This is a genomic window from Geopseudomonas sagittaria (assembly GCF_900115715.1).
Taxonomy (GTDB): domain Bacteria; phylum Pseudomonadota; class Gammaproteobacteria; order Pseudomonadales; family Pseudomonadaceae; genus Geopseudomonas; species Geopseudomonas sagittaria.
On sequence record NZ_FOXM01000020.1, the window covers coordinates 1 to 26145 of the forward strand.

A 26145-nucleotide genomic window follows, 5' to 3' on the forward strand; every position below is an offset into this window, starting at 1 on the left:
TGGCCCGCATCGCCGCGAGGGCGCGCCTCCTACGGGAGCGCGGTGTGGTCTGGTTTTGTGGCGGGCCCGAGCTTGGCGAAGGGGTTGGTTTGTTTGGCGAGCCGTTGGCCCCATCGCCGCGAGGGCGCGGCTCCTACAGGGCGTAGTGTTGTTCCGGTCAGGCGAAGTGGCTTTGGGCGATTTGCCAGGGCGTGTCCTTGACCAGGCGTTCAGCCTGGCTATCTCCGACGATGCGGGCGGCGTGTTCCATGCCTTCGGTCAGGCGGGGCGGGCGGTGTTGCGCGTTGTGGGCGTCGCTGGCGAGGATGGTGACCAGGCCCTGTTCGAGCAGGCTGTGGGCGAGGTCCTGGGCGGTCTCGCCGAAGTGGCCGGCGACGGAGCCGGCGGTGACTTGCAGCAGGCAACCCTGTTCGATGAAGGGCTTGAGCTTGTTCGGCGTGCGCATGATGCCCTTGTTGCGTTCGGGGTGGGCGATCATCGGGATGATGTTGCGCGCTAGCAGCCAGCCGGTAAGGCGTTCGGCGCCGAAGGGGATCTCGCTGTGGGGGAACTCGAGCAGCAAGACCTTCTTGTCCTGCCAGCGGCCGAGGAAGGGCAGGTTGCCTTCGGCCTGGCTGACCATCAGTTCCATGCCGAAGCGCACTTCGGCGGCCCAGCTGACCCGCAGTTGGATGCCGGCCTGGTCGAGGCCGCGGACGAACTGCTGGTGGGCGGTGTGGATGCTGGTGCGGTCGTTGTCGTAGCGGCCGGGGTGGATGTGCGGGGTGCAGACCAGGTGGGTGATGCCGTCCTGCACGGCGATGCGGGCCAGGTGCAGGGCGGTTTCCAGGTCGGGTGCGCCGTCGTCGATGCCGGGGAGCAGGTGGTTGTGCAGGTCGATCATTGGGTGGTGTGGTTCTGATTCTGTATTTTGTGGGAGGCCCGACCTCGGGGCGATTCGTTTGGGCTTTGGGCGGGCCTTTGGCCCGCATCGCCGCGAGGTCGCGCCTCCTACAGGGCGCGGTGGGGCGCCCATAAGTGTGAGGGCGCCTCCTGCAAGGGCGGTCAGGCTTTCTGGGCGTCGCTGCTGTAGCCGTAGTAGTCGTAGTAGCCGCCGTAGCTGTAGCCCTGTTTCTGGGCCTTCTTGATGTCGACCTGGTTGAGCACGATGCCGGTGACCGGGGCGTTGTTCTGCAGCAGTTGGCCGATGCCTTTCTGCACCAGCGGGATCGGCGTGGCTTCGGACTTGACCACGTAGATCAGCGCATTGGCCAGGGTGCCGAGGACCAGGGCGTCGCTGACTGCCTGGGTCGGCGGCGAGTCGATGACGATGCGGTCGTACTTGCTGCGCAGGAACTCGACGACCTTCTCGAAGCGCGCCGAGGACAGCAGTTCCAGCGGGTTCGGCGGTACGGCGCCGGCGCTGAGCATGTCGATGCCTTCGATGTGCTTGACGCACTCTTCGAGCTTGGCGGTGCCGGCGATCAGGTTGGCCAGGCCGGGGGTGCCGACCGCGAAGCCGAAGTTCTTGGCCATGGTCGGGCGGCGCATGTCGGCGTCGATCAGCAGGACCTTTTCCATCTGGCCGAGGGCGCAGGCGAGGTTGGCCGCCACGGTGCTCTTGCCTTCGCCGGGGATGGAAGAGGTGACCACCAGGATCTTGTGCGGATCGTCCATGCCCGACAGCACCACGCCGGTGCGGATGGTGCGGATCGACTCGCTGAAGCTGCGGTCCTCGTTGCTGGTGAACAGGTGGGCGACCTGCTCGCGCTGCTTGTTCTTGATCAGCGGCAGGATGCCGAGCACCGGCAGGTTGAGCTTGTTCTCGATCTCTTCGGTGCCCTTGAAGGTGTTGTTGAGCATCTCCAGCAGCAGGGTGATGCCGACGCCGGCCATCAGGGCGAGAATGCCGGCCAGGGCGATGATCAGGCTCTTCTTCGGCTTGATCGGCGCAGTGGGCAGCACGGCCTGGTCGACCACGCGGGCGTTGGCGCTTTCCAGGTCGGAGGTGGCGGCGGTTTCCTTCAGGCGGGTCATGAAGGTGTCGTACAGGGCGCGGTTGCCGTCCACTTCGCGCTGCAGTTCACGCAGCTTGAACTCCTTGCGCGAGATGTCCTGGATCTGCGACTTGTTGGCGTTGAACGAGGCCTGCAGGGAGTTCTCGTTGGCGACGGCCAGCTGGTAGTTGCGCTCGATGCCGGCGACGATCTGTTCGACCTGGCCGCGCAGACTGCCGGAGGCGGCGCTGAGGTCGGAGCGGGCGGCTTCCATGGCCGGGTGGCGGGCGCCGTAGCGCTTGGACAGTTCGTCGACCTTGGCGCGGGCCTTGGCTTCGTCGGCCTTGAACTGCTGAATCAGCGGGTGGCCGAGCACGGCCGGGATGGTGGCGAGCTTTTCCCAGCCGCCGCCGCGCATGGACTGTACCTGCTGGTACTGGCTTTGGGCTTCGGCGCGCTGGCGGCGGGCGTCGATCATGCGGTCGCCGGTCAGCGACAGTTCGGCGGCGCTGATGGTGGCGACACCGTCGACGTCGACCAGGTTTTCCTTCTCGCGGAACGCCTGCAGGCGGTCTTCGGCGTCCTTGAGCTTGGTGCGCAGTTCGCCGAGGCGGCTGTTCATCCAGTTGGTGGCGGTCATGGACATTTCCATGGTCGCTTCCAGCTGGGCTTCGATGAAGCCGTTGGCCATGGCGTTGGCGGCCTTGGTGGCCATGCGCGGGTCGGCCATGTCGACCTGGACCTTGACCAGCTGGCTCTTGCCCAGCGGCGCGATGCTGACGCGCTCCATGAAGGCTTTGGTGACTTCATCGAAGATCTTCGCTTCGGTCGGGTCGACGTCTTCTTCGAGGTCGTCCGGCAGGATGGCCGGGATGGCCTTGGTGATGTTGAAGCTGGCCAGCAGGCCGCCGATGTCGATCAGCGGCTCGGGCTGTTGGCGCGGGTCGAATTCGGGGTGGGTGGTCAGGTTCAGCTGACGTACCACACGCTCGGCGAGGGCGCGGGACTTGAGCAGTTCGAACTGGGTCTGCAGGTATTCGTTGCCGGTGCCCTCCAGACCGTAGACCTGCTCGATGGAGACGACGTTGGCCTTCTTCTGCTCGATCAGCAGGGTCGCGCCGGCGCGGTAGATCGGCGTGAGGCTGAAGGCGGCGAGGGCAGCCACCATCATGACGACCAGCATCAGACTGAGGATGCTCCATTTGCGCCGCCAGATGGTCTGCCACATCTGCAGCAGGTCGGGGCCGTCGCTTTCCAGACGCTGGGCGATCCAGCTGCGTTCGGTGGTCTGGGCGTTACTGTCCATGCTTGGGGAAACTCTGGGAAATGGTGGCTGGGTAGGCGGCAAAGCGTTCGCTTGTCACATGCGGGACAGTACCTGGGGGACTGCCGGGATGTTTACCTGCTGTTCTCGGCGGCACGGCTACGCGAATCAGAAGAAACCCTGATCGATGGTGATGGTGTCGCCGGGCATCACGACGGTGTCGAGGGTGGCTTGTTCGGGAGTGCGGTTCGGATCCTGGTCGCGGATGATGGTGATGCGACCGGTGGAGGCGCGCTCGGTAAGGCCGCCGGCCAGGGCCACGGCGCGGCGCAGGGTCAGGCCGGGCTGGAAGGCGTAGCCGCCGGGCTCTTTCACTTCGCCGCTGATGAAGAATTCGCGGTAGGTGAGCACGCTGACCGAGACGCGCGGGTCGACCAGGTAGTCGCCCTTCAGGCTTTCGGTGAGGATCTGCTCGATTTCGGCGGCAGTCTTGCCCTTGGCGCGGACGTCGCCGATGAAGGGGTAGGAGAAGATGCCGGCATCGTTGAGGCGGATTTCCTCGATGCTGAGGTCCTTTTCACCGAAGACGTTGATGCGGATGACGTCGCCGGAGGCCAGTTTGTAGGTGGAATTGCTTTCAGCCAGCGCAGCGCTGCTGTTGAGCAGGAGCAGGCCCAGGATCAGGCGGAAGAAGTAACGGATGACCATGTGGCTTGGTTTCTCTTGTGAAGTCGGCTACAGAAGCGGGGGGCGCCACCCCCCCAAAGTCTGTGTTGCGCGGGTTACAGGCTGGCGGTGAAGCTGAGGGCGTAGATGTTGCGCTCGTAGCTCTCGTTGGCGGCGTCGGAATCGTTCTCGGAGTACTTGTAGCCGAGGCCGACGTCCAGCCAGCGCCGCATTTCGTAGGTCAGGCCGATGCCGAAGGTGTCGATCTGGTCTTCGCGATTGGTGTCCTGGTATTCCTGGTCCATGCGGGTGTAGCTGACGTTGGAGCTCAGGCGCTCGGCCCAGTCATGGTTCCAGCTCAGGGTGGTGCTCTGGGTCTTGATGGTCGAGGCGCCGCTGTCGCCCTCGTCGAAGCCGCGACGGGTGTTCAGGCTGAAGCGCGAGTAGGTGCGCGGTTCCCAGGTGGCGCCGACTTCCCACATGCCAGTGGATTTTTCACTGATGCTGGAGTCGTCGAAGTCCTTCTTCTCGCGACCGAACTTGGCGGTGCCGGTGGTCTTGGCGGTCGCTTCCCAGGTCACACCGGTGAGCAGGCCGATGTTGGTGCTGTTCAGGCGATCGTTGCTGACGTAGTCGTAGTCGGTGTGGCGACCTTCCAGCAGGACCTTGGTCTTCGGCGCGACACGGTAGTAGAAGGTGCTCTTCAGCGCGGTGGTGTCGCGCTCCTTGTCGGCGTTGAGGCGGCCGGTGTTGGTGTAGCGCAGCTCCTCGTAGTTGGCGCCGAGGTCGATCTGCGCGCGGGCGCTCTGGGCGCCGAAGGTGTACACGCCACCGACGTTCTTGGTGTTGAACATGTCGTTCTCGACTTTCTGGTCGAGACCGGCAGTCTCTTCCACGTCGTGATAGCCGGCGTTCAGCTTCAGACGGTTGCGGTCGTTGAATTCCATGCCGGCATCAGCGGTGAGGTGATGGTCGGTGTTGTTGTCTTTCTGGCTCGAGTGGAAGGTGTCGCTGACTGCGCTGTAGCTCAGCTTGTAGGCGCTCTTGCGGCCCTCGGCGCCGAGGGTGAAGGTCGGCGCGATGGTGGTGATCCACGACGACTCTTCGTTGTTTTCCACTTCGCGGAAGTTGTCGTCGTAGCTCTCGCTGACCTTCAGGGTCGGGGTGAACTCGAGGCCGTCGGCCAGTTTGACGCTCGCGGCCTCCACGGCCAGTGCGCTGCTGCTGGCGGCGGTGATGGCAATCGCCAGCAGGCTGATGTGCAGTTTCTTGCTCATTGAAAACGTTTCCTTTCCTGCCTCGGGCAGGGAGTGGTTACCAGGATGGCGGCCACGCTGGGCCGCCATCGGTGTCCTTTGATCTGCGCAGTGGATCAGCTGCCGCTGGCAGTGCCGCCGCCACCGCCGGAGCCGCCCGGGGTGCTGGCGTTGTTGGTGGTGGTGGTACCGCCGGCGCCGCCGCCGTCAGCACTGCCGGTCGACGCGGTGGAAGCGGCTGCAGCAGCGGCGGCGTTGATGGCGGCGGCCTGGGCCGGAGCAGCGGCAACGGCGGCGCTGGTGATGGCGGCAGCTTGTGCCGGGGCAGCGGCAACGGCGGCGCTGGTGATGGCGGCAGCTTGTGCCGGGGCAGCGGCAACGGCGGCGCCGGTGATGGCGGCAGCTTGTGCCGGGTTGGCTTGCACGGCGGCGGCGACGATGGCAGCGGCCTGCTCCGGATTGGCGGCTACCACGGCGGCGATGGCCGCTACCAGGGCTTCGCCCTCAGCGGTGGCCAGAGCCTGGGTCTGTGCCGGGGTCAGGGCGATGCCGGCGGAGCGCAGTGCGCCGACGGTGTTCTGGTCGGCCATGACCTGGCCGGAAGCCAGCGCCAGGGCGATGGAAAGTGCAGTAAGGGTTTTGCGCATGTTTAACGTCCTCGTTATTTGCAGCAATTGACCTTGCCGGGAATCTGGCAAGGGAGTGGTGTTGAGCATTGCCCGGCGCGGCTGATTGGATGGCAGCCAACATGAGCGAGGCGGGGCTTTCTGGTGAGTATCGGCTGCACCGCGTTTTTCTACAGGCCGGTATGGACCGACAGGCTCCGCTCATGCTGGCGGTAGCGCTCATGCAAGGCACGAGCCAGTTGCGCCTTGGCTCCGTCCTCGCCATGCACCAAGCGAATTTCGCTGGGCCAGTGGCGCATGCGGGTCACGAAGTTGACCAGGCCGCGCTGGTCGGCGTGTGCCGAATAGCCGCCAAGGGTCTCGATACCGGCGCGCATGTCGATACGCTCGCCATCCAGGTCGACGTAGCCGCCGCGGGGGCCGTATTGCTGGATGATCTGGCCGGGCGTGCCCTTGGCCTGGTAGCCGACAAACAGCACGTTGTGCCGCGGGTCGCCGAGCATCGCCTTGAGGTAGTCGACGATGCGCCCACCGCTGCACATGCCGCTGGCGGCGATGACGATGGCCGGGCGGGCGCTCTGGGCCAGATGGCGAACCGTGCTCAGGTGATCGCTGTGGCTGTCGACGGTGATCAGATTGGTGAATTTGAGCGGGTTGCGCCCCTGGCCGACGCGCTTGAGCGCTTCCTTGTCCCAGAAGGGTTGCAGCTGCTGATAGACCTCGGTGAAGCGGCTGGCCAGCGGTGAGTCGAGGATGATCGGCAGGGTGGGCCAGGGGGCGGCACTGGTCGCAGATGTGTCTGCTCCTGCAGGTGCGCTGTCGGCCTTGAACTTCATCCTGTGGGTGATGTCTTCCAGTTCGTACAGCAGCTCCTGGGTGCGGCCGATGCTGAACGCCGGGATCAACACGGTGCCGTTATCGGCCAGGGCTTTTTCGAGCACGCCCTGCAAACGCTTGCGGCGGGTGGCGCGAGACTCGTGGGTGCGGTCGCCGTAGGTGCTTTCCAGAATCAGGGTGTCGGCCTGCCAGGGCGATTTGGGGGCCGGCAGTAGCGGAGTATGGGGCGATCCCAGATCGCCGGAGAAGACGATGCGTTTTTTCTCACCGCTCTGACGATAGTGCAGATCGCATTCGACGTAGGCCGAGCCGAGGATGTGCCCGGCGCGCTGCAGGCGGATGCGCGCGTGCAGCTGCGGATTGTCGACGATCCTGAACCAGGTCTTGTAGGGCAGGGCGATGGTGCGAGTTTCGATGAGCTTGAGGTAGCGCTCGAGCAGTTTGGCGTCGCGACTGATACCGAGGCGGAAGGCGTCTTCCAGTACCAGCGGGAGCAGCTTGGCCGAGGGTTCGCTGCACAGGATCGGGCCTTTGAAGCCGGCAGCCAGCAGCTGCGGCAGACGGCCGATGTGGTCGACGTGCACGTGGGTGGCAATCAGCGCTCTGATATTGCTGGTATCGAAGTCGACCTGTAGCTGGTTGGCATTGCTGAGGCCGTCGGGCGAGGTTTCCGCGCCCTGGAACAATCCACAGTCGATCAGCAGGCTATGCTGTTTATCCATCAACAACTGGTGGCAGGAGCCGGTAACGCCGTGGGCGGCGCCGTGATGCAGGATTTGCGGGTAGGCCATGGTGTCAATCCGTTAACAGTGTCCAGTGGTGCCGCAGGTTTTCAGGCACGCTACCGCCCCAGGATTTTCCGTCGGATCCTGAGAACGTGTATTTCGCGTACAGCGCCCAGCCCTATGCGCGCCGGGCGGGCACAGGGCTGAGGGCAGATTTGTAAGGTGGGGTTTGCTGGTGCGCCCGGTCCTTGGGTCTATATTCGAAAACTCTATTATTGTGCCGGCTGTCACAACCTTTTGTCTGTAAGCATTTTTCCCTTTATTCCGCCTTCTGAATGCTTGACAGCGGCACACGGACTTTCTGTTCGCGGTGCAGGATGTTCATCAGCAATACCACCCGCTCGTTACCATCCATCGACAGGAATATGGCCTCCAGTTCGGCGAAGGGGCCGTTGTTGAGGCGTACCTTGTCGCCAGACTCGAGCAGTGGGCTGGGGGCGGGAGCGCTGCAGCGTTGCTGCAGGCATTCGATCAGCTCCGGGCTGACGGCCAGCGGCTGGTTGCCGAAGCCGACTACCCGGCTGACGCCACGGGTGGAGCGCAGCGGGGCCCAGTTGTCCTGCTGGCTGAGCTGGATGAACAGGTAACCGGGGAACAGGGACTCCTCGACCAGCTGCTTTTGCCCGCGCAGCAGGCGTTCGCGGCTGTGCCGCGGGCGGTAGCAGGTGTAGCCCTGGCGGAGCAGGTTTTCCTCGGCACGCTCGTCTTGGCGCGGTTTGCACTGGACCAGATACCAGGCATGCGGTTGTCGATGCTGGGGCTGTTCCGGCGTGAGTCTGCTGCTCATGCGATCTTTCGTCCTTGCCTTTGCCTTTCGGGGGATAGCTGCGCTCTGACAGGCGCGGCTTGGCTCAATCTGCATGATTTTCAGGGATTGCGCCACTTGATGCATGCATTGGCAGTATTTTGACGAATCTGATTCTCTATCGATCTGGACTTTTCTGGAATGGCGGCAAAATGACTCATCGTGGGCTACCGTTCCCTTGGAGGCTTCTCCTCGGAATGGGTAAAGGTGGTTTTCATGAGCGGGAATCGGAGTTCGCTACGTCAGCGTCTGTTGACGCTATCCCCTGCCAGGAAGCGCTTGTTGCAAGTTGCGGCGGATGTGCCGCTGATATGGCTGGCGTTGTGGCTGGCCTTCTATGTGCGCCTCGATGACGCGAACCTGATTCAACCGTTCACCAGCCATGCCTGGTTGTTCCTGGCCGCGCCGGCGGTGGCTTTGCCATTGCTCATTCGCCTGGGGATGTACCGTGCGGTGATGCGTCGCCTCGGCAACGCTGCGCTGTTGACGATCGCCAAGGCGGTGACCTTTTCCGCGTTGCTGCTGGGCTTGCTGGTCTTCCTGCGTGGCGACACGGTCAGGGTGATTCCGCCCGCGGTCATCTTCAATTACTGGTTGCTGAGTCTGCTGCTGATCGGTGGCTTGCGCATCGCCATGCGCCAGTACTTCACGGGGGACTGGTACAACCTGCGCGATCAGGCGTACCGGCGCCAAGCCGGTTTGCCGAAGGTGGCGATCTATGGGGCGGGTCTGGCCGGCAATCAGTTGGCCCATGCGTTGAGCATGGGCCGTAGCCGCCGCCCGGTGGCCTTCATCGATGATGATCCGCAGCTGGCCCATCGGGTGATCGCCGGCCTGCCGGTGTATCCGCCGAGCCTGATCGAACGCATCCAGAAGGAAACCGGGATCGAGGAGGTGCTCCTGGCCATTCCTTCGGTCTCCCGTGCGCGTCGCCGCGAGATTCTGAACATGCTCCAGTCTTATCCCCTGGCGGTGCGCTCGATGCCGGATATCGCCGATCTGGCCAGCGGCCGGGTCAAGGTCGAGGATCTGAAGGACGTCGACATCGCCGATCTGCTCGGCCGCGATCCGGTGGCGCCCAAGCCCGAGCTGCTGGCGCGCTGTATCCGTGCTCAGGTGGTGATGGTGACCGGCGCTGGCGGTTCGATCGGTGCCGAGCTGTGCCGACAGATCCTTGATGGCGAACCCTCGGTGCTGATCCTCTTCGATCATTCGGAGTTCAACCTGTACAGCATCCAGCTCGAGCTGGAGCAGCGCATCCGTCAGGCGAACCTGCCGGTGCAGCTGGTGGCGACCCTCGGTTCGGTGCGCTATCCGGTGCGCATGCTCGAGGTGATGCAAAGCTGGAAGGTGGACACCGTCTACCATGCGGCGGCCTACAAGCATGTGCCGATGGTCGAGCACAATGTGGCCGAGGGCGTGCTCAACAACACTCTGGGGACGCTGTATGCCGCCCAGTCGGCCCTGCGTGCCGGGGTGCGCAACTTCGTGCTGATTTCCACCGACAAGGCGGTGCGTCCGACCAATGTGATGGGCAGCACCAAGCGCATGGCCGAGCTGGTGCTGCAGGGCTTGGCCCACGAAACGTCGGTGACGTTGTACGGCGAGCCGGACCTGCCGGCGCAGCCCAATCACACCCGGTTCATCATGGTGCGCTTCGGCAACGTGCTGGGCTCGTCCGGCTCGGTGATTCCACTGTTTCGCGAGCAGATCAAGCGCGGCGGGCCGATCACCGTGACGCACCCGGAAATGACCCGCTACTTCATGACCATTCCAGAAGCTGCGCAGCTGGTGATCCAGGCGGGCTCCATGGGCGAAAGCGGCGATGTGTTCGTGCTGGATATGGGCGAGCCGGTGAAGATTGCTCAGTTGGCGGAGAAGATGGTGCATCTCTCCGGTTTGACGGTGCGCTCGGCGGCGAACCCGGATGGCGACATCGACATCGAGTTCACCGGCCTGCGCCCGGGGGAGAAGTTGTACGAGGAGTTGCTGATCGGTGACAACGTGTTGCCGACCGAACACACGATGATCATGCGCGCCAACGAGGCCTGCATGCCGTGGGAGGAACTCAAGGCGCTGATGGTCGAGATGGTCCAGGCGATCCGCGTGGATGATTACCCGCATGTGCGCCAGTTGCTGTGCCGGATCGTCAGTGGCTATACGCCGGATGCCAACGTCGACTGGCTGCACTGCCAGGTGGATGTTGCCGAGTCCGCAGCGCAAGCTGTGCGCAATGATGAGGTGATGGTCTCGGGAGGCAGAGGTGCGTAGTGGCGCGCGGGGCTGACGCCGATGCGGCCCGTGTACGGGCCGCATCGGCGTTCAATCGTTGAAGTGCCTGAGGAACAGGACGGTCCTGAGCAGCCTCGAAGGAGTCCTGGTGACGCAAGAATAGGGCTGTTGTATTGCTCCGAATGCCCGGAAGAAATGCTCTACCGGTTCCAGCATCGAGCCTTCGAAGTCGAAACGCCGGGTGACGGTTGTAGAGAAGCGTATGGCTTCCCACATGCACAGGCTGGTGGCGCCGCTGTTGCGCAGTTCTGGGTCACCGCCTCCCATCAGGTAGTAGGCACTGTTTTCATCCCATATCAGATAGACACCCGCATGACGGCGGCCCAAGTCGTCTTCGGCAATGAATATCTTGCGAGCGTTGCGTGCCCGACACGCGCTGTCGAGTCGTTCTACAAGGGGGTCGGAGTTGGGCGCAGACATGCCCTGGCGGGCAAAGGTGAGACGGCTGAGGGCAAGGAACTCGCTGACGCCGAGATCGTCGCGGATGCGGACCTTGAAGCGATTGCTGGCCTTGCGTATCTCGCGCCTGATGTTCTCCTGCAGATCGCTCCACAGTGCCTGTGGGTCGCTCAGCTCGGGAAGGATGTAGGTGTAGCGGGTGGTTTGCCTGAAGCCCTGCCAGTACAGGGGCAGACAGATGCTCTGGCTGTAGTGCCAGTTCTGTGCGTAGTGATGGAAACGTGGCAGGCGCTCGACCAGGGTCTGCATCAGGTCCTGCTGTTGGGAAACCTCCCTGGCATCGTCGGGCCGCAGCCAAGGGCCCAGCGTCTGGGTGAGAGCGGGTTGGGTGAGCAGGATCAGGCCCAGGCGCCTCTCGGTGTAGTAGGGCAGGGTCGCCATGATCCTGCCGTTTTTTGCCACGGTGATCACGTCCCAGTGCTGCTCGCCGGCGGTAGCGTCAAGCCACCATGGTTGGCTGAAAATCGGGATGGATTTTTCGCTTTCGCATAGGCGGCGATAGGCATCTTTGTTGTTCACGACTCAGTCCCAAAGACCCTGCGAGGGGCTTGAAAGGATCGGAGGTATCCCTGCCCTCGAGCGTGCGGCGCGCGTTGACTGCCCACGCGTCGCTCGGGGGCGGTTTCGTGAATCCTTTCAGTTTCTGCTCTGGGTTGGCCGTCGGGGGACGATCAGGGTGGGTGGGAAGATGTCGGGGGATGTCCTTGCCAGCTTCTCGTGCAGTTCGTTGGTGAGGGAAAGCACATAGAGCACGTTCAGGTGCTCGGCGTCCCTGTACATCAGGTGGTCGTTGGTGACGGTCATGCAGGTCCTCTGCGTGCAGAAGAACTCCGACATGTCGATGAGGTTCAGGTTGCTGAGCGTGCGCAAGTGGGCAATGGAGGGGTCGATGCTCGACAGCGACTGCTCGCGCGGCTTGGCGCAGGCCAGCGCATCCTCCGGATGTCGGGCTACGCAGGTGGCGGCATCGAAGTCGAACGCGGGGTTGTCGCGGATGGCGATCACCTTGATGCCCAGGCTTTCCAGCTTTTTCCACTGTTGCACGTATGACGGGGGGACATGCTCCGGCGATTCGGCCAGGGTCGCCCTCGTCGAGTTGGTGATCACGGCCAGTGGCTTGAGCAGGCTCAACTCTTCGACCAACTGTCTGTTCCACTCCATGCACGAGGGATCCGAGTCGGGCAGGGCGCCGAGCGGGCAGGAGCTTTTGGTGATGTTGAGGATCTTCAGCCGACCTTGCTTGCCGATGGTGTCCAGCGCGGGTAGCCACTGCGCCGCGTGCGAGCCGCCGACCAGGGCGACCGAGGCTTGGGAGTGCCGGTCGCCATAGGTGCAGATCCTCACCTCCGGCGAGGTGATGTCCTGGTGGCAGCCATCGGTGTAGGCATCGGGCAGCAGCTCCTTCACGGTGACCAGCTCGTCATGCGGGATATGGCTGGCATCCTGCCGTTCGTCGGGGCGGCTGACGTCGTTGATTATCGCCTGCTGCAGGTTGTAGTGGCTTTGGCTGGCGATGGTGCTCTGGATGTAATAGCTCCAGGTGGCCGCAGTGGCGAGCACGGGAGTCAGGAAGGCACCGCCGATCAGGTAGGGAGCCCATGCCTTGCCGGCTTGGTACTTCTTTTTGCGGATCGGCTCCTCGATGTAGCGGTTCGTCGCCATGGCCAGCACGACGGCAAGCAGGATGATTGCCAAACCCAGCGGCAGGCTCAGGTGGCTGTTGCCGGTGTATTCGATGGTGAACGCCAGCAGCGGCCAGTGCCAGAGGTAGATACCAAAGGAAACTTTGCCTAGGGCTTTCAGCCAGGGGTGGGACAGCAGCCGCTTGGCTGGCGTCTGCGAGCTTCCCGCGCCGGAGATGATCAGCAGGACAGCGGCGGTTACCGGGATGATGGCGATGTATCCCGGGAACTTCATGGACTCGCTCACCAGAATGCCGCACAGCAGCAGGGCGGATATTCCGATCAGGCCCAGGGCGTTGCGCAGGGCGGCGTTGAGCTGCAGGTACGGGAGCAGAAAGGCCAGAAGTACTCCGGCAAAGAACTCCCATGCCCGTGCGCCGGGGTTGAAATAGGCGCTCACCGGGTTGCTGGTGGTTTCCACCACCGAGTACAGGAAGGATGCCGCGATGACCACGGCGATGGCCGTGATGAAGGGGAGAGTCGAGTTGGGCCTTTTCGACAGGCCGAGGACCAGGGCCAGGATCAGCGGCAGGAAGACGTAGAACTGCACCTGGATGGACAGGGCCCAGAACTGCTGCACGGGGCTGGGGGGCAGCTCCCGCGCCAGGTAGTCCACCGAGTTGCGCATCAGGCCGATGTTTTCGATCTGCAGGGCGCTGAAGGTGACCTCCTTGATGAACTGGCTCCACAGTGGTTCCGGTACGAAGAAGTAGCCTAGGAACAGGGTGGCGAGCAATACGGTGCAGGCCGAGGGGGCGATCCGTTTCACCAGGTTGCCCCAGAACACGAACGGTTGAATCCTGTTCGTGCTTTCGAGCTGGCGGATCAGTACGCCCGTCATCAGGAAGCCCGACATGACGAAGAACACGTCCACGCCCCCAGATACCTTGTGGATCCAGATGTGATACAGGGCGATCAGGATTGCGCCGATGGCGCGAACACCCTGTATGTCATCTCTATAGGTATCTTGTGGGTTTATCCAAGGTGCTGAGACCATTTTGATGCCTATATGCGGGGGTGACGAAAAACACTGGTGATCAGAGCAAGCGGCGCGGGGTCAGGATTGCCAGGTGAATCCGCCGCCGCCATTTTGGCGTTCTCATCGGTAGATCTCGCGAAACAGAACGAAATAGCGGCCGCCGATAAATGCGGCGGTGATGGCCAGGAAAAGCAGCCAGGCGGGATGCCCGGGGAACATGGCCATTGCGATCAGCAGCGGCAAGATGCAGGCCACGGCCCACAGCAGGGCATGGCCGGTAGGGCGGAGCAGGCTGCCCAAGCTGTTGCCGGCGGAGTGGTTGATCCACAGCAGCGGCCAGATCCAGCACAGTGCACTGCCGAGCGAGAACAGCGCGATGGTCATTTCCAGGCTATCCAGCATGGCCCCGATGATGATGGTGGCGGTGCGGGTGGCCAGCAGCACGGCCTGGAACAGCAGCTCCAGTTTCTGCCTTTCCATGACATCGAACAGAGAACTCAGTGGCGAGGCCACGAAGGTCATGTACAGCCAGGGCACCATCCACTGGGCGAAATAGCCCGCATCGTGCCACTGCTCGCCGAACACCAGGGTAAACAGCTCAGGGGCGATCAGCAGCAGGACCAGCGCGGGCGGCATGGCGATGTGCGCCAGGCGTTCGTGGACCTTCGCCACCAGCGGGGCCAGGCGCTGTTTCCTGTGCGCCTCGGCCGCATTGGCGAGAAACACGCCGCCGATGGCGGTGCCGATGACCGCCATGGGAATGCCCAGCACCCGTTGCGCCAGGGTATAGAGACCTGCGGCGGCCGGGCTGAACAGGGCGGCGAGCATCAGCGGCGGCAGCTGGGTGCCGGCGGTATTGAACAGCCCCGCCCAGGTCGAGAACAGCGGAAAGCGCCGATAGCGGCGGGCGGCAGCGAGGATGCCGGCAGCGGATACCCGCTTGAGGCTCGGGCTTCTCACCAGGTGCCGGCCCAGGGCGAGGCAGCCCATGCCATGCCCGCTGGCGTGACCGAGCAGCAGGGCGACGGGACCCAGTTTGTAGCCCAGCAGCTGGAGTGTCAGCGTGGTGAAGACCTGCTTGATACGCGTGCCGGCGATGTCCCGGAAATTCTTGTGGCGCACAGCCCAGTAATGGAGTGCCAGATAGATGCCGCCGAAGAAAACGCCCGCCGGCAAGAGCCAGAGATAGGCGGAAAGCAGCGGCACACCGAGCAGATGCGCGATGGCATCGCCGGCGAAATACACCAGTATGGCGCTGAACAGGCTGGTGCCGGTTACGACCAGCAGACATAAGACCGTGACGTTCGCCGCTACCTGCTCATCCTCCGGCAGCGGGATGGCGATCTCGTAGCGCAGGCCGGCCACCACGAGAAACAGGGCCAGCAGACCGCCATACACCGCCAGCAGGCCGAAGTCTTCCGGAGTGAACAACCGGGTCAGCAGGGGGGCGGCCAGCACCATCATCATCTGCGCGCCCGCGGTCCCGCCGACCAGCACGCTGACACCGCGGGCGAAGGGCGCCTTGGGCAGCAGCCTGCCGGCGGTTGCACTCAGTTGCCGGATCAAGCGCATGTGCTCCGCAACACCTTGGCGATGGCCTGCAGGTCATCCTCGCGCAGATAGGGATGCATCGGCAGACTCAGCACCTGCTCCGCCACGGCATCACCTACCGGCAGAATAGCGCCAGGATCAGCCACGGCCGGTTGCTTGTTCAGCGGCAGCGGATAGTGCACGGCGGTGGGGATTCCCGCTGCCTCGAGTTGTGCCTGGACGGCTGCGCGGTCGGCCACGCGCAGGGTGTACTGGGCGTAGACGCTGGTGTTGTACGGCTGGATCCAGGGAGTGGCCAGGACACCTGGCAGAGCGCTCTCGGCGTAGTCGCCCGCCTCGCCTGCGCTGCTGAGCAGCTGCTTGTAGCTGGCGGCGACCTGCTGGCGCAGCTGGATCTCCTCGTCGAGAATTTCCAGCTTGGGCAAGAGGATGGCGGCCTGCAGGGTATCCAGGCGGCTGTTCACCCCGACGCGGATGTGATGGTAGCGGCGATCCTGGCCGTGCCGGGCGATCTGGCGCATGACGGTGGCCAGTTCGTCGTCGTTGGTGAAGATCGCCCCGCCGTCGCCATAGCAGCCCAGCGGTTTGCTGGGGAAGAAGCTGGTGCAGGCGATGGTGGTCAGGTTGCAGGAACGCCGGCCCTTGTAGGTGGCGCCGAAGCTCTGCGCCGCATCTTCGATCACCGGGATGCCGTGGCGCTTGGCAATCGCGTTGATGGTGTCGAAGTCGGCGCACTGACCGTACAGCGATACCGGGATGATCGCCCGGGTGCGTGGGGTGATCGCCGCTTCCAGCACGCGCGGGTTGAGGGTGTAGGTGTGCGGCTCGATATCCACGTACACCGGCCGGGCGCCGAGCTGGGCGACGGTTTCGGCGGTGGCGATGTAGGTGAAGCCGGGGCTGATCACCTCGTCGCCGGGGCCGATGCCCAGGGCCATCTGCGCGATCTGCAGGGCGTCGGTACCGTTGGCGCAGGTGATGCAGTAGCGCGCGCCGACGAAGGCGGCGAGTCTCTCTTCCAGTTCGGCCACCTCCGGGCCGAGGATGTACTGACCGTGCTCGAGGACACGTCGAATGCCGGCTTCGATACTGTCCCTGATCCGGGCTTGCTGGGCTTGCAGGTCGATGAATTCGATCATTTCTCGGGCGTCCACGAGGCATGGTGGCAAAGTCTATTTATTGGCAGTTGGCCCTGTATCTGGGAAAGAATTTCGTGTCGGCAGATACCTCTCGAGAGAGACTTTCATATTCATCCGGATTGATGATTATCTTGAGCGTTCTGAATTCCTTGATGTATTTGGAGAACCCTGCCTTGAACATGAACAGGGAGTCTTCATTGCAGCCCAGACCCCCGCCCAGACAGAAGTACTTGTAGCCCAGACGGGAGGCGTCCTTTCTGACGGTATCGAACATCAGCTTGGTCGGGGCCAGGCTGCCGAAGCCGGGGGCCGTGCCGCCGAGATGGTACTGAACGAATTCGCCACAGAAGACGAAGATGCCGCTGCAGATGACGGAGCCGTCCAGCGTGCAGGAGTAGATGCGGGCGTCGAAGGACTTTGCGTCCAGCAGGCGCCGATAGTAGTTTTCCGAGAAGAAGTAGTAGGGCGCGGCATCCAGCGATTTCATGGTGGCCTCGTAGTTTTCCACGAAGTCGGCAAGATCTTTTGCTGAATTGCTCTGTTGGCAGCTGACGCCAATTCTTTCGAGTTTCCTGATATCCCTTTTGTGGTTGGTGCGGTATTCGCTGACCTGCTCCTCTTCGGTTCGGTCGAGGCGAATGATGACGACCCGGCCAGACCGCTGGAAAAGGTCCTCGCCAAGGATTTCTGGGGTGACGAGCGGGTGACAGCGGGAAAACAGGCTGACATATCCCTGCTGGTAAAGATATGAAGTGAAATAGTCCCAGAAGCGGGGGATTTCTGTCCGGCCTATCTCCCCGTAGATCAGCGGCGATGGGTAGCCATAGACGGAGGTCAAATCCTTCAAGGGAGAGTCTTTGATGCTGCGCGCGAGCAGGGGAAAGAGTACTCCGCCATGCTCGAGCCGGATGTCGAACAGCACTGGATCGCCCTCGCCATTCAGACTGGAGAGCTGGTGGAAATCCATGGTGTGGTAAAAATCATGGCGAGGGGCTTTTGACAGGGATTTTTCCCAGTCGGCCTTGCCAGAGATCTCGATGATATCCATGACGTTGCGGCCCGTTGAGCAAACTTTGCGGTTTTCAATGCAGGGGGGGCGGCTATTTGGAGCCGGTGAACTTTGGCATCGTCGCTTCGCCCGCGGCGCTGATGCCTTCGCGCACCATGACCTTGGCGAGCGTCAGGCAGATGATCTTCAGGTCCAGCCAGAAGGACTGGTGGTCCACGTACCAGATATCCAGGCGGAACTTGTCTTCCCAGCTCAGAGCATTGCGGCCGTTGACCTGGGCCCAGCCGGTGACGCCGGGGCGCACCGCATGACGGCGAAATTGCTCGGGGCTGTACAGCGGCAGGTACTCCATCAGCAGCGGGCGCGGGCCGACCAGGCTCATGTCGCCCTTGAGCACGTTCCACAGCTCCGGCAGTTCGTCCAGGCTGCTGGCACGCAGGAAGCTGCCGAACGGCGTCATGCGCTCGCCATCCGGCAGCGGGTCGCCGTGGGCATCCACGGCGTCGCGCATGCTGCGGAACTTGATGATTTCGAACGGCTTGCCGTCGCGGCCGGGGCGCAGCTGTCGAAACAGCACCGGGGAACCGAGCTTGCGACGGATCTGCCAGGCGACGATGGCGATGACCGGGGCGAGCAGCAACAGGCCGCAGGCGGCCGCGACGATATCGAACAGACGCTTGAGCATCAGATTCCCATCTCCTGCAGCATCACCGTATTGACCCGGTGCACGTCGTATTTCTCTTCGGCAATCTGCCGCGCCCGTGCTCCCATGCGGGCGGCCAGCTCGGGCTCTTCGATGAAGCGCTGCATGGCGCCCACCAGCTCGTCCACCGCCTTGACCGGCACCAGAAAGCCGTTGTCGCCATCGACCACCGTCTCGCGGCAACCGGGGGCGTCGGTGGTGATGATGGCGCGGCCCATGGCCATGGCCTCCAGCACCGTGCGCGGTGTGCCTTCGTGATAGGAGGGCAGGACATAGACCGTGCAGGCGGCAATCGCGGGACGCACGTCGCTCAGGCGACCGAGATAGTTGCAGGTGCCATCCGCCACCCAGGCATCCAGCTCCTGCTGGGCGATGGCATCGGGATTCTCGTCGATCCAGCCGACCAGGCTGAATACGGCGTCCGGATAGCGGGCGCGAATGCGCCGGGCCGCTGCGGCGTACTCGCGCACGCCCTTGTCGCGGAGCAGGCGGGCGATCAGCAGAAAGTGTGGCGCCTTGGGTAGCGGCGCGACCTCGTATTCGGCCACGTCGACGCCGGAACCGTTGACTACCACCGAGGGCGTCGCCGGCGGGAGAATCCCCAGGGAGCGGAACAGCGCCTGATCGTCGGGGTTCTGCAGGAACACCTTGTGGGTGCAGCGCAGCGCCAGGGCGTACAGCGGTTGCACCAGCGAGCGTAGCCGGCTGCGGCTATCGCCTTCGTCGACCTCGCTCTGGAACAGGTAGCCGAGCCCGGTCACCAGGGCAAAGCGCTGCGGAACCTGGGCCAGCAGGGCGGCCAGCGAACCGTAGATCACCGGCTTGATGGTGTAGCCCAGCACGAATTGCGGATGGATGCGCCGCATCAGCTGCCACAGGTGCAGCAGGGTGGTTGCGTCGGCCAGGGGGTTGGTGCCGGTGCGGCGCAGGGGGATGTCATGCACCTGGATGCCCCGGGCTTCCAGGCGCTGGCGCATGAGGCTGTCTGCCGGCAGATCCGGTGCGGCGACATGCACGCTGAGGCCGCGGGCGAGCAGGGCATCCAGCAGCGGGCCGCGGAAGCTGAGGATCGAGTCGGCGAAACTAGCGATGAGCAGAAAGGTCATGGTGCTGGTTCTCCGCGAGCCAGGCCTGGAACATCAGCACATCCCACAGGTGATGCTGCCAGTTGCGCCGCCCGCTCAGGTGTTCGGTCCACATTTGGCGGATCGGTGCGGGGTGGAAGTAGCCTTCCTGGCGCAGGCGTCCCTCATTGAGCAGATGTTCCGCCCAGTCGCGCAGCGGGCCGCGCAGCCAGCTGTCCAGCGGAATGCTGAAGCCCTGCTTGGGGCGCTCGATCAGCTGCTGCGGAATATGGCGGTACAGCACCTGGCGCAGCAGCCATTTGCCCTGCCCCTGGCGGATCTTCAGATCCAGCGGCATGCGCCAGGCCAGCTCGACCACGCGGTGGTCGAGCATCGGCACGCGGGTTTCCAGGCTAGTGGCCATGGCCGCGCGATCGACTTTGACCAGGATGTCGTCGGTCATGTAGGTCTGCGTATCCATGGCCATCATCCAGTGCTCGAAGCTGTCGCTGTGCGGCCAGGCCGCCGGCGTGGTCAGCTGGGTCTGCGGCTCGCGGGCACCGATGACGATGCTGGCGGGGTCCTTCCAGTGGCTGGTGAGCTGGTGAAAGAAGGCTTGCTCGTCGGACAGGGCCAGTACGTCGGCCAGTTTCTGCGCCTTGTCGCCGGGGATGGCGAGATGCAGGCGTTTGGGCAGCAGTGGTTTGGCCAGGGCGAACAGGCGGTCCCAGGTGGCGGGCGGCAGGGCGCGCAGCATGCCGGCCGCGGCATGCCGGGCGAAGAGCGGCAGGCGCTGCATCCGGCTCCACACCTTGCGCGCACTGAGATAGCGGTTGTAGCCGCCGAACAGTTCGTCGCCACCGTCGCCACTCAAGGCCACCGTCACGTGCTGGCGCGCCATCTGGCTGACCAGGAAGGTGGGGATCTGCGAACTGTCGCTGAACGGCTCGCAATACATCGTCGGCAGGCGCGGGATCACCGCCAGCGCGTCCTTGGGGTGGACATACAGTTCGGTATGCTCGGTGCCCAGATGGCGGGCGACGGCCTTGGCGTGCGCCGCCTCGTCATAGCCGCCCTCGTCGAAGCCGATGGTGAAGGTGCGGATCGGTTGATGGCTCTGTGCCTGCATCAGCGCGGCGATGGTGCTGCTGTCCGTGCCGCCACTGAGGAAGGCGCCGAGGGGGACATCGGCCAGCATCTGCTCGCCGATGCTGGCCGAGAGGCGGCTGTGCAGCAGATCGACGGCCTCGTCCGGGCTGCCGCTGAAGGGATCGGCCAGCCCCCGCTGCACCGCATCGTTCAGGCGCCAGTAGGCCTGCGGCTGCGCGGCGCGGGCAGAGGAGCTGCCGTGCAGCGGAATGTTGATGAAGTGACCGGGCAGCAGCTTGGCGATGCCTTGATAGATGCTGTACGGGGCGGGAATGCAGTTGTGCCGCAGCAGCAGGGTCAGTGCATTGCGGTCGACAGCGCCACGAAACGCCGGGTGGGCCTTGAGTGCCTTGAGTTCGGAGCCGAACAGCAGCGTATCGCCCTGCCAGCCGTAGTACAGCGGCTTTTCGCCCATGCGATCGCGTGCCAGGGTGAGCCGCCTGTCCCGGCGATCCCACAGGGCGATGGCGAACATGCCCACGCAGGCTTGCAGGGTCTTCTCGATGCCCCAGGCGGCAAAGCAGGCCAGCAGGGTTTCGGTATCGGCATGTCCGCACCAGGGAGGATCCTTGCCCTCGTCGGTCAGTTGGCTGCGCAGGTCACGGTGGTTGTAGATCTCGCCGTTGAAGGCGATGACATAACGCTCGCAGGCCGAATGCATCGGCTGGTGGCCGGCCGGGGAGAGGTCAAGGATCGACAGGCGGCGATGGCCGAGGGCCAGGTTGTGCGCGTGGTCCAGCCATACGCCGCCATCATCCGGTCCACGGTTGCGCAGGGTATCGGCCATGCGCCAGGCGATGCCGGCCGAGGCGCTGGTATCGGCAGTTTCAGCTGACCAGAAACCGGTTATGCCACACATGATCTGGCAATCCCTTGTTGATCTTTGATGTACTGAAAGAGGAAGAAGAGCGTGACCCAGAAGATCGGGTGGCGGGCCACGAAGTGGAAGAGGGTGAAGCCGATCAGGCCAACGGTGCAGGCGAAGACCAGCTTCTGGTCGAGCCGGTAGACATCGATGGCCCACTTGACCGGAAAGAAGTAGATCGCGACAAATCCGAGCAGCCCGCCGACCGACAGTATGTCGATCGGGGTGCTATGGGCCTCCGAGCCTTGGAAGGGGGCGTAGATCCCCGAGAAATTGCCCGCCCCATTGCCCAGCATGAAGCTCAACGGGGTGTCGAGCCATGCCCTGATGCCGTTGAGGTAGAGGGTGATCCGCGAACCCCCTTCGTCGGCGACCGACCACTGCTTGCCGAGCATGTTCGCGATGTCCTCGAGGAACCAGACACCGAGGATGACCGCGAGAATCATGGCCAAGGGCGCCGCCAGCATGAAGAAGCGGCTGGGAATGATGAGGGTAAGCAGCAGAATGCCCAGGGTTATGCCCGCATAGGCCAAATAGGCATCGGAGAGGCTGGCGATGCCGAAGAAAACCAGGATGCCGATGCAGGCGGACTTCAGCAGTGGGTGGGTGATGTGGATGGCGGCAATCAGGGTCAGGCAGACGACGTACAAGGCCAACTGGTTCGGGTTTTTTGCGCCACCGGTAAAGCGGATTTGCGAGTACCAAGCGCTGTTGTCGCCAAACAGATACTGCAGTGAAACCAGGGCGATGGTGATGCCGATGGTCAGAATCGCGATTTCTCGGGTTTTCGACGCTTGCGTGGCAAGTGCAAAGGTTGTGAACGCGCACAGCAGATAGGCAAATAGATCCCTGAATTCCGCGCCATGGGTGCCGTAGTAGGTGTTGAGGGCTGTCACCGGGAGCAGAACCGTCAGGAGGTAGATCAGTGCCAGCAGCGGCAGCGGATGATCACTGAGTGCTGGCGTTCTGGCCGGTGTGGCAAAGCAGCTGGCTATCGAGAAAATGATGAACAGCGCCAGGCCTATTTCGCCCACGCCAATTCCGTCCGACAGTCTGTAGTTGGTCTGCAGAACCAGGGAGATTGCCGTGGCGATCAGGAAGCTGGGAATTATGGTTTTCATCGTGGCCGAGACTCGGTTCGGTGAGTATGGGGCAGCCGCGTTTGGTGGTTTTCAGTGCAGGCAATGTGGGGTTGCCAAGGGAAGGTTGTTGCCGGTTTTCTAATTAGATGGTCTGGCAGCAGTCGGATGCACCTTTGGCTGGTGCAGTCAGTGCCTTTATTGAAGCGAGCAGTTGGTTTTTCGATATTTCCGAGTAATCGACGGCCTGTTGCAGAGGTAGTGCCTGCTTGCCGGTGATGATCTGCTCGAACTCCTCGAGCGTGAGCAGGCGGTTGTGTTTTTTCAGGATTCTGTATATTTCCGAGTGCTCGTCGGGGCCGATCAGGAGGATCGGCTTGGTGGTGGCGAGATACTCGAAGATTTTTCCGGTCAATACCCCACGGGCTTCCGGTGCGGGTGATTCGAGCAGCACGAGGATGTCGGATTGCAGTTGCAGGTCGATGGATGCCTGCCTTGAGAGCGCACCCTTGAAATCGACAAATTCGCTGGCGTCGAGGTGGCGGGCTATTTCAAGGAGATTCCCCGGGTTTTTCGAGGCCACGCAAAATTTCACTGCACTTGTTTCGATCCTGTTGGCGCGCTGGAGTGTGGTCAGCAGTTGCAGCAGCGGGGCGGGATCCCGCCAGCCATTGTTGATGGTGCCCGTGTAGCACAGGGTGAGCGGGGCCGCGGAATTGCCGGGGGTGGGCGCCGCTGTTTTATCCAGCCTGGCCGGGCAGTTGTATATCAGCTGGGTCTTTGCCTGGCCGAGGGTCTTGTCCAGTTCTTCCTGCAGGCCCTGGCTGACAGTCGAGACGACCTCTGCTCGGTTCAGGGCTCTTTTTTCCAGGTATCTCTCCAGTTTCGAGAGCAGCGGCAAGCCTGTCGAAATGTGGTTGCCGACCCACAGGTCACGAAAGTCGACCCAGAGTTTTGTCCTGGGGTTGTTCAGGCAATAGAGAAGCGCAATGACGATGCTGATGTAGGGGCTGTGGGTCGCGATGACCAGGTCGGGGCGGATCCTTTTCAGTTCGCCATAGGCCGATGGCAGCCAGAAATCGAACAGACAGGGCATCCGGTAAACAAGGGCTCCGGAGGAGGTTTTCTTGTCGTTGCCCTGGGGCTTGGCGAGCCTGGGGTTTTGCGCCTTGTCGGACCGGGCTTTTTTCCGGTAGGCATTGAGCGCCTCGATGATCCTGATGGGCAACGACCGGGTGCGCGAGATCCGATAGCTGCAGTCGCCGCTATCATCCGGCGCGTTGGCGGCACGGGTGACGACATGGACTTCGTGCTCCTGGGCGAGCCAGGTCGCCCAGTTTTCCGGCCGGATCGATCCGACCGCCTCGTCTGGTCGGAAGTGGAAGGCGAGTAGGGCGATTCTCATCGGATGCTCCGGGCAATCAGGGGGGCACTCTCGCCGTTGCCGTACAGGCCATCGATGCCGGCGGGGAACTGACAGGACTTGATGTGGGCCATGATGGCCTCGGGGCTATGCCCGGCGATCAGGTTGCAGCCGTGGCTGACCAGTTCGACCCACTCGGTCTCGCCGCGCAGGGTGACGCAGGGCTTGCGGTGGAAGTAGGCCTCTTTCTGCACTCCACCCGAGTCGGTGGCAATCAGTTTGCAGTGGGCCTCGAGCCAGGCCATTTCCAGATAGCCGACAGGGTCGACTGCCCGGATGTTGGCCGGCAGCCGGAGCGCCATGCTCTCGAGTTTGCCGCGCGTCCTGGGGTGCAGGGGGAGGATCACCGGCAGCTCGCTGCCTTCCAGGCCCGCGAGGATTCCACGCAGGCAGATGGGGTCGTCGGTGTTTTCCGCACGATGGATGGTGCAGAGCACGAAGGCGTCGATCGGGATGTCGAGCGCGTCGAACCAAGCCGGCTTGCGCGCGCGCGCCTGGTAGTAGAGGGCGGCGTCGTACATGACATCACCGACCACCCGGATGCTGTCCGGCTCGACACCTTCGCGGAGCAGGTTGGCACGGGCAATGTCGGTGGGGGCGAACAGCAGGCTGGCAAGGTGGTCGGTCAGCACGCGATTGATTTCTTCCGGCATGCGCCGGTTGAACGAGCGCAGGCCCGCTTCGATATGGGCGACCGGGACATGCTGCTTCGCGGCGGCCAGCGCGCCGGCCAGGGTGCTGTCGGTATCGCCGTAGACCAGCGTCCAGTCGGGCTTTTCGCTCAGCAGCAGCTCCTCGATCTTTTCGAGCATGCGCCCGGTGTTTTGGCCGTGCGTGCCGCCGCCGATACCGAGGTTGTAATCCGGCCGCGGAATGTGCAGTTCCTCGAAGAAGACCTCCGACATGTTGGTGTCGTAGTGCTGGCCGGTGTGCACGAGGATTTCGCGAACATCCGGCCGGTGTTCGGACAAGGCCCGGGACACCACGGCGGCCTTGATGAACTGGGGGCGAGCGCCGATGACGGTCAGTATTTTCATGGATCATGCCCTGGGATACTGGATTCGAGTGGTTGTCGATCGGGGCAGTCAGCCCATTTGCTGCGGCACTGGCGGGGCGCGGCTCAAGCAGGTGATGAACGGTGGCGGCTGATGGCGCGGGCCTGGGCAGGCATCACTGCAGGAGTTGCCGATACAGCTCGCGCTCGGCCTGGGTATCGAACAACGAGTTGTGCCAGAGCAGGGTGAAGCACCCCTTGACGGCCTTGCAGCGATCTTTCAGTTCGTTGAACTTGTTGAGTGCGGCCTCGCCGCTACCCAGCCCCATGTAGGTTGGTTCCATGACCGTACCCTCCATGGCGATCAGCGGGCGGATGCGCAGCTTCAGTGCCTGGCCCTTCACGGGGTCGAAGGCCGGGTATTCGAAACAGGTGCCGCAGCGAAAGCCTGGGCGATCGGCATAGCTGAGGGTGCTGTCATAGGCCATGCCCGCCTGTTCCCAGGCGCGCGGGGTGGTCGGGTTTTCCCAGCGCAGGTAGTGCATGCGTCCGCCCCATGCGGCCTGTTCGATACCCTCTTCCGCGCATATACGGCGCAGCCGCTGGGCCTCGGCGACAATGGCCGCCGGCTTCTGATAGGTGTCGAAGCTCGGGTGTAGGCCAATTTCATGGCCGCGGGCATGGATGCGCCGCATCAATTCGCGGATCGCCGGGTGTTCGGGTTCGTAGTCGGCATCGCGCTGCGGGTCGGTGCGGCCACAGATGAAATAGAAGGCACTGCTCAGCCCGTGCTGCTCGGAGAGATCCATCAGCCAGTCGAAGGTGTTGTCGGGATCTGCGGGATGCAGCGTGTCCCGACTGCCGAGACGTACCCAGGGCGCCAGCCATGCGTTCTTGAAGTACCGGCGCTTGAGTACATCGCCCGCCATGAAGCGGATGATTCGGGCTGCGGAGCAGAATCCGTAGCGACTTGGCCGGTCGACATCGTGGGACACCTTCATGCTGAAGTGGTGCTGGCGGATCGGCAGCGCTGGCCACAGTTGCTGGATGACCTGGCCGAGTACCTGCAGCCATTCGTCGATGACCGGGCGTTCCAGATAGTCATGCCTGAAGGCATGGGACGAGGTGGCCGGAAAGCGCTGGTGATGGTCCAGGTCCTGGCGGCCAACCTCCTCCTGGCGCGCGAGCATCCAGTAGGTCAGACCGAGGATGTCGTAGTGCATGCGAAAGCCCGTGGCCGTTGGCTCGATCAGCGGCGAAGGCAGTCTGGCCGCTCCGGGGGCGGGCAGCGGTTTGCCCAGGGCCGATTGCCAGCCTTCGCGGCTGGCTTCCCAGGACGTGCAGGGCAGACTCGAGTCGCTGCGGGTGAAGAGCTCGGGTGCCGAGGCGATTTCGATTGCCTGCGAACTGTCGGCCATGCCCAGGCGAACAAAGCCGTTGCCGGCAACCTGCAGGGTAAAGGCATGGCCGAAGCGCTCGGCCAGGATCTGTTCCAGCCAGGCGGTGATAGCGGGAGTTGGCCATGCGTCGCGGGTGTTCATG

The 26145-nt window shown here is 63.3% G+C and carries 20 protein-coding genes; 1 reads left to right on the forward strand and 19 read right to left on the reverse strand.

The features are described from left to right. Positions 1 to 157 precede the first annotated feature (157 nt). The 7 genes from BM297_RS18880 to rfaH all read right to left on the reverse strand — a co-directional run bounded on the left by BM297_RS18880 (position 158) and on the right by rfaH (position 8197). Positions 158 to 883, reverse strand: coding sequence for a tyrosine-protein phosphatase (locus BM297_RS18880; protein WP_092434610.1), 726 nt, complete (start codon positions 881 to 883; stop codon positions 158 to 160). 161 nt (positions 884 to 1044) lie between these two features. Beyond that, positions 1045 to 3282 (reverse strand): GumC family protein, encoded by a 2238-nt coding sequence (locus BM297_RS18885; RefSeq protein ID WP_092434613.1) that lies wholly within the window; start codon positions 3280 to 3282, stop codon positions 1045 to 1047. 126 nt (positions 3283 to 3408) lie between these two features. Beyond that, entirely contained in the window at positions 3409 to 3948 is a 540-nt protein-coding gene (locus BM297_RS18890; protein ID WP_092434616.1) for a polysaccharide biosynthesis/export family protein, read from the reverse strand. A 74-nt stretch (positions 3949 to 4022) separates the two neighbouring features. Further along, on the reverse strand, positions 4023 to 5183 hold the full coding sequence (locus BM297_RS18895; protein ID WP_092434619.1) for an outer membrane beta-barrel protein: 1161 nt from the start codon (positions 5181 to 5183) through the stop codon (positions 4023 to 4025). 95 nt (positions 5184 to 5278) lie between these two features. Continuing rightward, positions 5279 to 5809: a hypothetical protein gene (locus tag BM297_RS18900; RefSeq protein WP_092434622.1), complete on the reverse strand. Its 531-nt coding sequence runs from the start codon at positions 5807 to 5809 to the stop codon at positions 5279 to 5281. A gap of 149 nt (positions 5810 to 5958) precedes the next feature. Continuing rightward, entirely contained in the window at positions 5959 to 7416 is a 1458-nt protein-coding gene (locus tag BM297_RS18905) for an MBL fold metallo-hydrolase (protein WP_092434625.1), read from the reverse strand. Between the two features lie 253 nt (positions 7417 to 7669). After that, positions 7670 to 8197 carry a transcription/translation regulatory transformer protein RfaH gene (rfaH, locus tag BM297_RS18910; RefSeq protein ID WP_092434628.1) on the reverse strand — a complete coding sequence of 176 codons (528 nt, stop codon included), beginning with the start codon at positions 8195 to 8197 and terminating at the stop codon, positions 7670 to 7672. Positions 8198 to 8431: 234 nt separating this feature from the next. On the opposite strand from rfaH, the gene BM297_RS18915 reads away from it, so the two are divergent. Further along, positions 8432 to 10486, forward strand: a complete 2055-nt coding sequence (locus BM297_RS18915) for a polysaccharide biosynthesis protein (protein ID WP_092434630.1) — start codon at positions 8432 to 8434, stop codon at positions 10484 to 10486. Positions 10487 to 10537: 51 nt separating this feature from the next. Here the strand turns inward: BM297_RS18915 and BM297_RS18920 are convergent, their stop codons facing one another. The 12 genes from BM297_RS18920 to BM297_RS18975 all read right to left on the reverse strand — a co-directional run bounded on the left by BM297_RS18920 (position 10538) and on the right by BM297_RS18975 (position 26144). Further along, positions 10538 to 11485: a GNAT family N-acetyltransferase gene (locus BM297_RS18920; protein WP_092434633.1), complete on the reverse strand. Its 948-nt coding sequence runs from the start codon at positions 11483 to 11485 to the stop codon at positions 10538 to 10540. A gap of 117 nt (positions 11486 to 11602) precedes the next feature. Then, positions 11603 to 13645, reverse strand: coding sequence for an acyltransferase family protein (locus BM297_RS18925; protein WP_092434636.1), 2043 nt, complete (start codon positions 13643 to 13645; stop codon positions 11603 to 11605). Between the two features lie 102 nt (positions 13646 to 13747). Further along, positions 13748 to 15199 (reverse strand): oligosaccharide flippase family protein, encoded by a 1452-nt coding sequence (locus BM297_RS18930; RefSeq protein ID WP_217648288.1) that lies wholly within the window; start codon positions 15197 to 15199, stop codon positions 13748 to 13750. Next, positions 15190 to 16317, reverse strand: a complete 1128-nt coding sequence (locus tag BM297_RS18935; protein WP_092434639.1) for a DegT/DnrJ/EryC1/StrS family aminotransferase — start codon at positions 16315 to 16317, stop codon at positions 15190 to 15192. The genes BM297_RS18930 and BM297_RS18935 overlap by 10 nt, the downstream gene beginning before the upstream one ends. A gap of 37 nt (positions 16318 to 16354) precedes the next feature. Then, positions 16355 to 17365, reverse strand: a complete 1011-nt coding sequence (locus tag BM297_RS18940) for a GNAT family N-acetyltransferase (RefSeq protein ID WP_092434642.1) — start codon at positions 17363 to 17365, stop codon at positions 16355 to 16357. Positions 17366 to 17417: 52 nt separating this feature from the next. Next, positions 17418 to 18011, reverse strand: coding sequence for a sugar transferase (locus BM297_RS18945; protein WP_092434644.1), 594 nt, complete (start codon positions 18009 to 18011; stop codon positions 17418 to 17420). Continuing rightward, positions 18011 to 19135: a glycosyltransferase family 4 protein gene (locus tag BM297_RS18950; RefSeq protein WP_092434647.1), complete on the reverse strand. Its 1125-nt coding sequence runs from the start codon at positions 19133 to 19135 to the stop codon at positions 18011 to 18013. The genes BM297_RS18945 and BM297_RS18950 overlap by 1 nt, the downstream gene beginning before the upstream one ends. Then, positions 19113 to 21101 (reverse strand): asparagine synthase (glutamine-hydrolyzing), encoded by a 1989-nt coding sequence (asnB, locus tag BM297_RS18955; RefSeq protein ID WP_092434650.1) that lies wholly within the window; start codon positions 21099 to 21101, stop codon positions 19113 to 19115. Before asnB ends, BM297_RS18950 begins: the two co-directional genes overlap by 23 nt. Further along, positions 21089 to 22228, reverse strand: coding sequence for an O-antigen ligase family protein (locus tag BM297_RS18960; RefSeq protein WP_092434653.1), 1140 nt, complete (start codon positions 22226 to 22228; stop codon positions 21089 to 21091). The genes asnB and BM297_RS18960 overlap by 13 nt, the downstream gene beginning before the upstream one ends. A 103-nt stretch (positions 22229 to 22331) precedes the next feature. Continuing rightward, positions 22332 to 23591, reverse strand: a complete 1260-nt coding sequence (locus BM297_RS18965) for a glycosyltransferase (RefSeq protein WP_092434656.1) — start codon at positions 23589 to 23591, stop codon at positions 22332 to 22334. Then, on the reverse strand, positions 23588 to 24646 hold the full coding sequence (gene wecB, locus BM297_RS18970) for a non-hydrolyzing UDP-N-acetylglucosamine 2-epimerase (RefSeq protein ID WP_092434659.1): 1059 nt from the start codon (positions 24644 to 24646) through the stop codon (positions 23588 to 23590). The genes BM297_RS18965 and wecB overlap by 4 nt, the downstream gene beginning before the upstream one ends. Positions 24647 to 24779: 133 nt before the next feature. Then, complete coding sequence (locus BM297_RS18975; protein WP_092434662.1) at positions 24780 to 26144, reverse strand: polysaccharide deacetylase family protein; 1365 nt, start codon at positions 26142 to 26144, stop codon at positions 24780 to 24782. Position 26145 lies beyond the last annotated feature (1 nt).